An 11,268-nucleotide genomic window follows, 5' to 3' on the forward strand; every position below is an offset into this window, starting at 1 on the left:
AACCGTTACCAGAGAAGTGAGCAGGCCCTTTTGTTGGCACTAATGGAGATGGTGGTTAATGGAGTATCTACCCGAAAAATCGAAGAAATCACTTAATGAACTTTGTGGGACTGAATTTTCAAAATCCACAATTTCCGAGCTTTGTAAAAATCTCGATCTTATCATTACAGCGTGGAATTCAAGACCTTTAAGAGAAAAAAGCTTTCCCTTTGTTATAGTTGATGCTAGGTGTAAGAGTAAGAGAAGAGGGACGTGTTTTGTGGGTGCAGCGTATTAATTGCTGTAGGCATAAATGAAGAGGCTTTACGAGAAGTATTAGGCCTTATGATAGGAGACAGTGAATTAGAAAAGCTTTTGCGAATTCTTTTCATGGCTGAAGCAGAGAGGGCTCCATGGAGTTGATTTAGTAGTTTCCGATCATCATAGTGGACTTGTACAAGCTATTTGCCGACACTTCCAGGGAGCTACGTGGCAAAGGTGCCAAACACATTTTATGAGAAATATCCTTGATAAGACTCCAAAAGCTTTACAAAAAGAATTACATGCCAAACGAAAGACTGTTTTGAAGCACCAGATTCCAGAACGGTAAGAATGTTATTAAATCAAGTATTAGATTAATATAGAGATAAAGCTCCTAAAGCAATGGAGATTTTAGAAGAAGGGTTTGAAGTTAAGTAGCGGTTTTAGAACTTCCTGAGCCTTATCGAAGGAGACTTTGCACTACTAATATGTTAGAGCGTCTAAATGAAGAAATTCGTCGTCGTGAAAGAGTTATAAGAATATTCCCAAGTCGAGAATCTGGCATTCGTCTAATAGGAGCATTGTTAATGGAACAAGATGAAAAATGGGCTTCAGGAAGGAAGTATTTAGATATGACTGAGTATTTCGAGTGGCAAAAAGAAATTTCAAAAAAACGAAGGATAAGGTTATTTCAATAAAATGACCTTTTTCGCCACCGTTAGTTTTTAATAACTGCCGAGGAATCCTGATGTCAAGGACGGGCGAAAGCCCGGCGTAGCGTATCCTTTAGAGACAGTAAAATGAATTGAACGATGGTGATAAAGAAAACCTTACACTGCATTCTCCACGGTGGCTTTTAATCTTAATGCCTCTAATTTCTTGATGGACTGTTTCACAATTATTTCTTTTTTACGTTCTTCGCAATAGTTTACTCCTAACTCATTATATCTCTCTTTTCGCTTTAATAAATAATACACAATCGTAAGGATACTGTGAGCTACAGCAACTGCAACGCGATTGACTCCCCGCCGGGCAGCTATACGGTGATACTGGGCTGATAAATATGTATCTTTCGTGTGAGCAGCGGCTCTTGCAGCTTCTACTAACACAGACCGTAGTTTTTCGTTCCCTTTTCGTGTTCTACTCGATTTTCTTTTTGCTTCACTTTCATTGTTACCTGGAGATATCCCCGCCCAGGAGCAAAGATGCGCAGCAGAAGGAAATTGGTCCATGTTTGTACCAATTTCAGCTATTATGTGTTCAGCTGTGCGTCTGCCCACTCCTGGAATAGTGTCTAAACGCTCTAGTTCCTCTTCAAAAGGGAGCATTCGCCTCTTTATCTCTTCATCCAATAAGGCTATTTGTTCATCGAGAAAATCTATATGTAAAAGCTGTGTCTTTAACATTACTCTTTGATGTGGCCCTATTAAACCATTTAAAGCTTTCTTTAATTCTTCTTTCTTATTCTTTAATCGTTTCTGAGACAATTCAGATAAAATGGCAGGACCTTCTTCTCCATTAATTATAGCTTCAATCATCGCACGTGATGATTTCCCCAGTATAGCTCCAGTCACAGAAGCAAGTTTAATATTTGCTCCCTCTAATACTTTTTGCATCCGGTTTATTTCTCTGGCACGTTCTTCTATTAAGCTCCATCGATATCCTATTAATTCCCGCAATTCCCGTTGCTCTCTTAAAGGTATATAACTGCCCTGCAGTAAACCATGCTGTAATAACCTTGCGATCTACTATACATCTTTTACATCCGTTTTTCTGCCCGGTACATTCTTAATATGATTAGCATTTACTATCATTGGATTGAGCCTCTCAATCTCAAGAATATTGTAAATAGGCTTCCAGTAAGAACCTGTACTTTCCATCGCTATATGTGTAAAACCTTTATTTTTTATCCAGTCCGCCATAGCTAGTATATCTTCAGTCATCGTGGAGAATGTACGTATTTCTTTTTCTTCTGGTGTAATTACACAAGCTACTACAGTCTTTTTATGAATGTCTAAGCCACAACAGCGTGGATATATAACTTCCATCTGTATCATCCTCCAGCGGCTTTTAGATTTGAAGGGCTGGTGCAACAACCTCTATCGATTATTCTATCCCGTGTGCTTCCATATTGGAGCAACAGTCTGTGGTGCACCCCGTCATTGTGGTTCAGTCTAACATTGAGCTCGAAGCATCAAAATAAAAACGACCTGCCTTCACCAACCGCTATAATGATTATATTATCAAATTATATCATCAAAAAAGGACATTTTCATTCTCTGCTGGTGTCGCATTTGTTGCGACATGGGAGTCTGGTAAGTTTATTTCCATAGACTCTACCCCTATTAAAGCTAACACTAAGTTAAATAACCCTAAGTTTTTTTCTAAAAATAAATTCTCTAAAGATATTAAGCCTAAGTCTTTTTAGGATTGTAAATTAGGCGTTTATTCTGCTTCTAATGATTCTTCTAATAAACGTTATAAGTTTTATTGGGGCTATAAAAATCATATTATTGTTGATGCTATCTCTTTATACCTATCGCTGAAACTATTACTTCTGCTGATGTCCCTGATTTTGATGTCGCTTTGTCTTTACTCGCTGATACTAATAATTGGTTTAAACTGACTGGTACTAATTTTATCGCTGATAAAGGTTATGACGTTAAGAAACTCTATAATTACGTTAGAGATACTCTCCATGGTCATTGTTTTATTCCTCGAAACTGGCGTAATTCTAAAAATCCCCCACTGACTGATGATGGTTATATCGTTTGTGAAGCGGGTATTAAAATTCTTAAAGACGGCAAGCAATATTTTGATGGTTTTATTAAGCAAAAATTTGTTTGCAAGTTCTGCAATTCTAAAGATGACTCTGCCTGCCCTATAAAGCATCCTAAATATTTTAATGGCAAAAAGCATAGAGGCTGTACTAAGTTACTATTATATCTTCTGATTATAGGTCCTCTATTAATAGAGACTCCCTATATTTTAAGGCTGTCTATAAATTGCGGATTGAATCAGAAAGATATAATTCTCGATTTAAAACCCTGAATTTTGAAAAAGCTTATGTCAGAAATATTAATTCCTTCAACAACCTTAATACTTTGGGCCATATTACTTTGCTTACTGTCACTATTGTAGCTATTAAACTGGGTAAATTTGATGAGTTTAAGTCCCTTGTTGTTCTGATGCAATCGGCTTAACTTTTGCTGAATTTGGTTCATGCCACTTTTTAACATTTGACTTCTACAGGATATTTATGCCCTTTTTAGCTCCTCTTTTTGTCTTTTCTTTTCCTTTACCACTTTCTTTATGTTCGATTGTCAGTCCTAATTACTATATATTGTATGTCATACATATTTTGGCTTTTATTCGTAATTATTTTTATTAATTTTGCACATCCCTGCATAATTATATAGGCTCATTTGTAATGTGCATATAAATAATAATGAAACTGCAGTAAATCTTGCAATAAATCCCAAAGTTAAAAATTTACCCTTTACCCAACTTAGCATGTAGCACTCTGCTTCTTTCATAGTACCTCTGGATTCAAAAATTGAATCATTATCTCATAAACAAGTCGGTTATCAGTAAATCCTGTAAAGAAACGCCAGTTAATTAAAAGGTATAATCTTTTCCTCGTACCATTCTTGGTAAATTCAAGCACTAAGGGTTCTCCACGACATAAAAAGGCAAGACGTGGATACTGACCAACTATTCCACCAGCCCAAAAACGATTATAAAGAGAATCATAATGGAGACTTATTTTTGAAAGCTCATTAAACTTTATTTCTTCTAAATTAGTCAATATTAGCCCTTCCTTACTTATTACTATTTCACCTTTATGAGGAAATCGAAAAGAAGGATGAACAAAACCTAACAGAGACTTTTTCTCTGACAGTTCTTCAGCATAAGCTGCAAAATACTTACCAGTAAAAAGCGGTTCAGACATCTTGCATTCCCCCTTTTTTTCTTACTATCCACCCAGCAAAAGAACCAAGCAGAAGAAAAATCAGAAAAGAAGTTACAAGAGAACTTATTGCCAATGGACTTACAATTTGAACATCCGAACCAAGCTGATTTGAAATTTTCTCTACAATAATTTTATAATCAGGGTGGTTTACAATTATTATATTACCTATTATATGCCCAATATATAAAATTGCTGCACAAGTAGCTCCCTTTAAAGTAGAATCTATATTTATATTTTTAAATGCCATATAAATACCAATAATAGAAAAAATTATTACTATAACCATTTCTAATAAACTTAAAATAAACATAACTATTTTTTTCTCCTTTTAAAAACTTTCTGCGTTATATTCAATACAATTAGAATCTGCCCTAAAATTTCCCATGCATCATTGAAGCTATAACATACATCACAATTAATTCCTTTGTGGGTACCAACTTTATTTTTTATATACTTGCATTTTATTCCAGTATACTATCCCCTAACTCAACTAATTTTTCCTTCATTTTTATTTTATAATACACTTTTTCCAATGTCTACTATATCTTTGTATAGTTTTAGCGAAGAAATAAAAAAACTATACAAAAGTATAGTCCAAATTTAATCTATTAAATTAAGCTTAATAGCTTTTGCAATCGCCTGTTGTAAGTTTTTTACTCGCAATTTTTTAATAATTTCTTTTTTATGATACTTTACCGTAGCCGGTTTTAGTCCGAGTTCCATCGATATGGCTAATTCTGAAAATATCACAATAATGCTCTTCCGGTTTTAAGTAAATTGGTTGCTTTAATTTCATAGCCAATGAAATGGCATTTGTACCACAGCTTTCCTCCTTAAAAGAGGTTCCTCTCCTAATGCCTAATTTAGTAATATCCTTGTATATTTTTTTGTTGTATAAAATATCTAAAAGATATCCTTCACTATCTACCAGCAAAAAAATATATCTTTTCTTCAATTGTGTACCTACCCTATTAACACATTTTCTAAAAACTTCTATAAGTTTTTTATTCTCTTGTAATCTCTTTTTCAATTCCTCTTCTTCTAAAGATATTAATGGAGCAACTATCGATTTTGTAAGCCCTATTTCCAAGCACTTTTTATAAGAAAAAAGTATTTCATTAGACTTTATATCTTCCACCAAAATCTCACCTCACTTTAACTCATCCTTTCAAATATATAATGCCGCTTCCAAAACCATTATATAAGGATTTGTTCAGGATATTTTATTTGTTATTTTCAACCTTTTTAAGCTTATACACAAGTTTTCCATTGTCATATTGATACAAAAGCCTATTTTCATCATCTGAATACCAGATATACTGCTTAGCTGCTCCTGCCTTTAATTCAACTTTAAAGCATTCTGCTTCTCCACAAGGGACAATGACTTTCTCTTTAGATACAATTTTATTTGTAATAGGCACTACCTGAGCAGTTGAAGCTATTGCATCGTATATTGTAAACTCTGCTCCTACTTGAAAGGGATATGCCCTCATAATCATAAGAAGAGAGTCATTGTCATAATAATATTTAGGAAGTTTAACAGTTAAATTCTGCTCCCCTTTGGAAGTTTTAGCCTTAATATTCCACTTATCCTTATAGGTAGTTTCTATCTTTACATCCCCTTGTGGTGACATTACGTTGTAGTAAGAACTTAAAGGCATTAAAGTGTCAGACCTAATTGTAGTACCCGTATTCAGCTGTATTGAGTCAATCTTTGTGATAGATGATATGTCATAAGTATTTGTGCTTTGAGACTTTTCAATTGTAAATTCTGCTGTACCTACCAGTTTGTCATTTTCAAAAATATCATAGGTAAGCCTTTGGTAATTCCCCCAAGGTATTTGACCTATTTCCATAGGCTTTGCATTTGAAGAACACCCTGCAAGAATAAACAATGAAAAAATTATAACTGCCATTAAAAATTTTTTAAACATACTTAGACTCTCCTTTCCACTTTAATAGCATTTTTATAAAGAAAATAAAGCAAAACATAGCCTAATAGTGTACTTGACAGCAAAAATACTACATAAGCATAAATAAGAACAGAACGCAAAACAGGATAATATTGAAAAAACATTGCAAAGTTGTCAATAAACATGTGATAAAGCATTGCAACAACAAAATATATTAAGAGACTAGCGAATCTTTTATTAAAAACATACCTGCTAAAGCCTATTCCTATTATGCCTCCCATAATGCCGTGCATTTGAATAGCAAAAAATCTTTCAAAAACATAAACAAAACCGACAAATGTTCCTACAGGAAACTGCATTCCGAAAACTCTACCATATTGAGGATTATAAAGCAAAAACATCAAAGACATCGCTTCGCCTATACCATAAGCAAGCCCTGTATATGTAAAAATCGCTGTAGAATATTTTAAATCTTTAAATTGTACCATCATATTCTTATCAAGAAAGTATACTACAGTCAAAACAGCTAATAATTTAGCTAATTCTTCCCAAAAAGCATTATCTGCCTGCACAACTGTAAGCACATACCACAATGAAGTGTTTAAACTTAAAAGATAAACTTCCCAGTGCTTTCTCAATAAAAATACTATTTGAAATAAAAAACCAGAAATGAACAAATACACCCACATCCTGTTTTTTATATGTATATCACCTTTCCTCAGTGCTATAAACAAGAACGAAAATATTATAATTATATCAACAAGTACCATTACAAAAAACATTTAAAGCACCCCTATCTTATCGTCTTCATTTTCTGCAACCTTAAATTTTATACTCTGTGTGAGATAATAAGGTTATTAGACAAGAAATTTTTTACACAATACTATAAATTCTACACCTTCCAAAAAACTTAAAGGCACTTTTTTAATATTATACAATATCTAAAATAAAATTTGTGAAATTTGGAACGAAAGTGTCATTTTGGGGAACGAAAATGCATTTTTCGCCTAATATTTTACAATTAGAAATTATAAAAATTGAGGAGAATAACCTCCTATTCTTGTTATTTCTGGGTCAATTATACACCGTTAGTGACAATTACATGCCCGCTCATCTTTCTCCTCTGCCTTTCATAAATTTAAAATTAATCAAAAGTAAAATTATTAACCTTCTAAAAAGTTCCTTGATTAATAGGAAACTTAATTATTTTATCCGCAATATTTGACAAACTAGGGTCATGTGAAATCACAATAATAATTTTATTTCTCTTAATCTCGGTCAGTGTCCTCATAAACGTGGATATTCCCTCACTATCTAATGCATTTGTAGGTTCATCAAATATGAACACATCTGCTTCTTTTAGTAAAGACCTTGAAATTGCTATCCTCTGTCTTTCGCCTCCTGATATATTAGACGATTTTTCATTGATTTCTGTATCATATTTTTTATCAAAAGATTCAATAAAATCCAATAAATGAATCTTACGTATTTTATTCATAAATTCTTCTTTATTCAGGTCTTTTTTGCCATAAACCAGATTGTTATATATGGTATCTTCTAAAAGATAAGGATGCTGCTCTGTAAAAGAAATAAGTCTTTTCCTTACAGAATACATATCCAGCTCTTCTATAGGAATTCCGTCATATAAAATTTTTCCCTCTTTAGGTTGATATATTCCAAGCAGTGTGTGCACAAATGTAGATTTACCTGTACCATTTTCACCCACTATCAGATAAATATTGCCTCTTTCAAAACGACAAGAAACATTATTAAAAATCTCCTTCTCACCTATCGAAACTGTTAAATTCCTGCATTCTATTACATTTATATCATCAATAATTTTACTGCCATTGTGCTCTTTTTCCATACTGATAAGTTCATTTATTCTGTCCTTTGCAACTTTATATTTCTGATAGGATTTCCCACTTTCAATAATACTTGCGACTCCTGGTATTAAAATTTGTACATAGATAATAGCAGTAGTTAAATTGCCAATGGTAGTTGTACCTTTCCCCAAGGATATACCCAGTACAATTATTACAATAGCAAAAAACAGGCGGGTCATTAAATTTGAAAGATTGGATATCCAAAAGTCATACCTTAAAAATTTAATAGAAGACTTTACAAATGGTATACTTGCTTTTAAAAATTCACTGTCAATTTCCTCATACCATGAGTTAATCTTTATTACCAGTATATTAAACAATTGCCTCCCTATCCTTGAAAAAAATTCAGCTTGTTTTTCCAACATATCTTTATTCAAAGAATAATAACGAGCTTGAGAAAGTTTGTAAAACAGCACATACATTGACACAATTAGCAGAGATAAAAATCCCAGCAGTGTATTTATGCTAAACAGTATTGGAATGAGTACTATTATTTTTAATATCTCTATTGCTGCATAAGGGAATTTCTCTACAACACAGTCTGATATAGTAACAGAATCATTATTAATTCTCTGCGCCAGATACTGCCCGTTGAAGGTGGATATTTTTTTATAAGGTAGCCTTTTGACCTCATACATAACGTCAGATTCAATATCTATTAGCATATAATTTGAAATTTTTACGTTTAGATAGTAAGCTATGTACATGCTGATAAATTCTAAAATTATTAATACTGTAAACTTAAATAAAAATTCTCTTATTGTCAGATTTGCGCCTCTTTCTACTTTTGTTATTAAATCGATGTAAATTCCAATGTATGTAGGGATGTATACTAAAATTGCAGTGTAAATTAATCTTGCAAATACTAAAAAGGCATAACTGTATTTATACTTATTAAGATATGGAAGAATTTTAAATTTTCCCTCTTTAAATCTATTCCTTACCATAAAAAACTCCTCTTTCGATAAATTCTACTATTTTTATCTTGTTGCTATTCGAAACCCATTCTTTATATAATTTTTCTAAACTTTTGTCCATTACCTCAATTTCACCTATATTGAGGTCTTCCATAATGATTCTTTCCAATAGTTTTACATAGTTTTCTTTGACTGGATTCTGAATTTTATTACCAGATTTATTTTCGATATATTTAAATATTGGCTTTGTTTCAATATGTAATATTTCATGAAGTATGATTGAAAACGTTGTTTTTATATCATATATTTTGGCTATTGTGATGTAACTATTTCCGTCAGTAAAAGAAAGTCCATCTATAAATTGAAAAGAATTTTTCAAAATTGAATTATTGACTATGATATTAATAATAGAGGCTAAGCTAATATTATTCAACTCGTAATAATTTAGTACTTTTTCTAAGTTATTCCAATAAGGTAAATTTATTAATTTACTAACAACAGGGTTAATTTCTTGTTCTTCGTAGAAACTTTTAGGACTTTTCGTATCGTAAATAAAATCCAAAATTTCATAAATTAAGTAATTACTACTTACATCTTTACCTGATAAAATTTTATAATTATGACGCAAGATTATATCATCTATTTCTTTACTATAAATAAACTCCATAGCTGTCACCCCATAATAGTATAAACATAATAGTATAAAACAAATTATATGACCTACGAGGAGTTCCACTTACTTACTTGATGTTATATGATTGGAAAATATTATTATGAAACTATTAACAAATCTTCCCAACAATTGTTTTGCAAAAATAAGAAAGTATTACGAAGTTTATTTCTCTAATAGATATTTTATTACGTTGTCTTTGTTATGATAAATTATCCATATTAATTCATTAAAAAGATAACCATAAAACTTACAAAGACTAATATCACCACTCAATTGTTTTTTTTCTGTATAAATTTCTCTTGGACACGTTCCACAAAACCTTTTCCAGTTACAATTTTGACATTCTTTTATGATATCTAAATTTCTCTGCCGCAATTCTCTTACCCTAGGGTGATTCATTATTTTCTCTTCTATGTCACTATCTTGAACATTGGCAATTTTTATGTCGTGAATTGAACGCCAGTCTTGGCACGGATATATATCACCAGTAGCAGTTACATGTAACTGGTTATTCCCAGCTCCACAAGGTATACGAAAACACATATGTGGTTGCCATAATAGTAAATTCCATAATAAATATGTTAAATTAGCTTCTTTTATTTTTACACCCTCATTAATCAATTTTTTACACATTTCTAAATATGCTTTTGCATATTCTATTGGAAATTGCGAAATATTTGTGGTGTCTTTAAAAATTTTTCTTGCTCTACCAATTTGCGTTAAATAATTGGCCCTTATACTTTTTATCCCGTTCTCTACTGCGAAATTTAATAAGTTAGAATATTGTGAGGGATCTGAAATAACAGCTAATATACTAAAATTTACCTCTTTATTTTTTAGTTTTTTTATAGCTTTCATCACTTTATCAAAGCTACCAGTGTTATCTGGAAATATTCTGTTACTATCATTAACCTCTCTCGAACCATCTAAACTAATCCCAATAGAAAAATTGTTTTCTTTTAAAAAGTCAATTATCTCTTCATCAAGGAGAATACCATTGCTCTGTATAGAATAAGAAACCTGAATTCCTTTATTTTGAGCTATTTTATTAAACTCTGGAACACTTTGTTTAATAAGCTTAAAATTAAGTAAAGGTTCCCCCCCGCTAAATTCCACTGTTATCTTATCAGAACAATTACTTAAACTAGTAAATATTTCAAAAGCACGTATTGCTGTATCTAATTTCATGAAATTCCCATTTGTTGATGCATTTACAGAACAGTATTTACAATTCAAGTTACATTTGTCTGTAGTATCAAGTATGAGCAAATTAAATTTATTTTTATACGGCTGCTCTATTATCACATCATCGCGTTCACCGATAATTTTATTATCAATTAGCACTTTAAGTTTTTCGTACTCTCTTGTATCTAAAGCAACCTCTATATCTGTTTCATCTTTACTGTTTAATAGATTATATAAAGTTTCAGAATCTTTTAGTATTATCCAAGCACCATTTTGTTTGTTCAAAAAAAGATAGTTTTCCCCTCTTTTTTCAACAAAAATATCCTTAATTTTTATCTTTACTATTTTATCCGCAAAATTCATTTGATTACCTCCCATTAATAACTATGTAACGTCAAATTAAAGCCTTAAATTCGCGTATCTATAGTCTCCAAAACATTGGAATAAAAATTTTTTTCGAGAAAAAGGAGGATTCCCTCCC

General features: G+C 31.8%; 10 protein-coding genes and 4 pseudogenes. 4 read left to right on the top strand and 10 right to left on the bottom strand.

The genetic code is table 11. The features are described 5' to 3' along the window. The first annotated feature begins 33 nt into the window (after positions 1-33). The 3 genes and pseudogenes from EV203_RS14355 (at position 34) to EV203_RS14365 (ending at position 938) form a co-directional block, all read left to right on the top strand. Entirely contained in the window at positions 34-96 is a 63-nt protein-coding gene (locus EV203_RS14355; RefSeq protein WP_424945282.1) for a hypothetical protein, read from the top strand. Positions 97-130: 34 nt separating this feature from the next. Continuing rightward, positions 131-589 (top strand): annotated as a pseudogene (locus EV203_RS14360) (transposase). Between the two features lie 139 nt (positions 590-728). After that, the gene (locus EV203_RS14365) at positions 729-938 is read left to right on the top strand and encodes a transposase (protein WP_420886136.1); all 210 of its coding nucleotides are present in this window, start codon (positions 729-731) and stop codon (positions 936-938) included. A gap of 132 nt (positions 939-1,070) precedes the next feature. On the opposite strand, the pseudogene EV203_RS12560 reads toward EV203_RS14365, so the two are convergent. Next, a pseudogene (locus EV203_RS12560) lies at positions 1,071-2,288 on the bottom strand (IS110 family RNA-guided transposase). Positions 2,289-2,551: 263 nt separating this feature from the next. Here EV203_RS12560 and EV203_RS13980 point away from each other — a divergent pair. Next, a pseudogene (locus EV203_RS13980) lies at positions 2,552-3,443 on the top strand (transposase); the annotation flags it as partial. A 165-nt stretch (positions 3,444-3,608) separates the two neighbouring features. Here EV203_RS13980 and EV203_RS13485 read toward each other — a convergent pair. From EV203_RS13485 to EV203_RS12610, 9 genes and pseudogenes are all read right to left on the bottom strand, one after another. After that, on the bottom strand, positions 3,609-3,776 hold the full coding sequence (locus tag EV203_RS13485; protein ID WP_165911620.1) for a hypothetical protein: 168 nt from the start codon (positions 3,774-3,776) through the stop codon (positions 3,609-3,611). Next, positions 3,773-4,192, bottom strand: coding sequence for a hypothetical protein (locus tag EV203_RS12575; RefSeq protein ID WP_043883948.1), 420 nt, complete (start codon positions 4,190-4,192; stop codon positions 3,773-3,775). Before EV203_RS12575 ends, EV203_RS13485 begins: the two co-directional genes overlap by 4 nt. Then, entirely contained in the window at positions 4,185-4,499 is a 315-nt protein-coding gene (locus EV203_RS12580; protein ID WP_243700705.1) for a hypothetical protein, read from the bottom strand. Before EV203_RS12580 ends, EV203_RS12575 begins: the two co-directional genes overlap by 8 nt. Before the next feature lie 314 nt (positions 4,500-4,813). Beyond that, positions 4,814-5,351 (bottom strand): annotated as a pseudogene (locus tag EV203_RS12585) (helix-turn-helix transcriptional regulator). A gap of 85 nt (positions 5,352-5,436) precedes the next feature. Then, a complete protein-coding gene (locus EV203_RS12590) occupies positions 5,437-6,147 on the bottom strand; it encodes a DUF3108 domain-containing protein (protein WP_132040835.1) in 711 nt (236 codons plus the stop codon). A gap of 2 nt (positions 6,148-6,149) precedes the next feature. After that, a complete protein-coding gene (locus EV203_RS13985; RefSeq protein WP_243700706.1) occupies positions 6,150-6,908 on the bottom strand; it encodes a hypothetical protein in 759 nt (252 codons plus the stop codon). Between the two features lie 389 nt (positions 6,909-7,297). Next, on the bottom strand, positions 7,298-8,959 hold the full coding sequence (locus tag EV203_RS12600) for an ABC transporter ATP-binding protein (protein ID WP_132040836.1): 1,662 nt from the start codon (positions 8,957-8,959) through the stop codon (positions 7,298-7,300). Continuing rightward, a complete protein-coding gene (locus EV203_RS12605; protein ID WP_132040837.1) occupies positions 8,946-9,596 on the bottom strand; it encodes a hypothetical protein in 651 nt (216 codons plus the stop codon). The genes EV203_RS12600 and EV203_RS12605 overlap by 14 nt, the downstream gene beginning before the upstream one ends. Positions 9,597-9,764: 168 nt before the next feature. Continuing rightward, positions 9,765-11,150 carry a radical SAM/SPASM domain-containing protein gene (locus tag EV203_RS12610; protein WP_165911621.1) on the bottom strand — a complete coding sequence of 462 codons (1,386 nt, stop codon included), beginning with the start codon at positions 11,148-11,150 and terminating at the stop codon, positions 9,765-9,767. Positions 11,151-11,268: the final 118 nt, after the last annotated feature.

The organism is Caldanaerobacter subterraneus (genome assembly GCF_004345675.1).
GTDB lineage: Bacteria > Bacillota > Thermoanaerobacteria > Thermoanaerobacterales > Thermoanaerobacteraceae > Thermoanaerobacter > Thermoanaerobacter subterraneus.

Bases quoted from the DNA above. Each gene is read 5' to 3' on its own strand.
- EV203_RS14365 (WP_420886136.1), top strand. From the start codon at position 729: ATGTTAGAGCGTCTAAATGAAGAAATTCGTCGTCGTGAAAGAGTTATA.
- EV203_RS12575 (WP_043883948.1), bottom strand. From the start codon at position 4,192: ATGTCTGAACCGCTTTTTACTGGTAAGTATTTTGCAGCTTATGCTGAA.
- EV203_RS12590 (WP_132040835.1), bottom strand. From the start codon at position 6,147: ATGTTTAAAAAATTTTTAATGGCAGTTATAATTTTTTCATTGTTTATT.
- EV203_RS12610 (WP_165911621.1), bottom strand. From the start codon at position 11,150: ATGAATTTTGCGGATAAAATAGTAAAGATAAAAATTAAGGATATTTTT.
- EV203_RS13485 (WP_165911620.1), bottom strand. From the start codon at position 3,776: ATGAAAGAAGCAGAGTGCTACATGCTAAGTTGGGTAAAGGGTAAATTT.
- EV203_RS12600 (WP_132040836.1), bottom strand. From the start codon at position 8,959: ATGGTAAGGAATAGATTTAAAGAGGGAAAATTTAAAATTCTTCCATAT.
- EV203_RS12580 (WP_243700705.1), bottom strand. From the start codon at position 4,499: ATGGTTATAGTAATAATTTTTTCTATTATTGGTATTTATATGGCATTT.
- EV203_RS13985 (WP_243700706.1), bottom strand. From the start codon at position 6,908: ATGTTTTTTGTAATGGTACTTGTTGATATAATTATAATATTTTCGTTC.
- EV203_RS12605 (WP_132040837.1), bottom strand. From the start codon at position 9,596: ATGGAGTTTATTTATAGTAAAGAAATAGATGATATAATCTTGCGTCAT.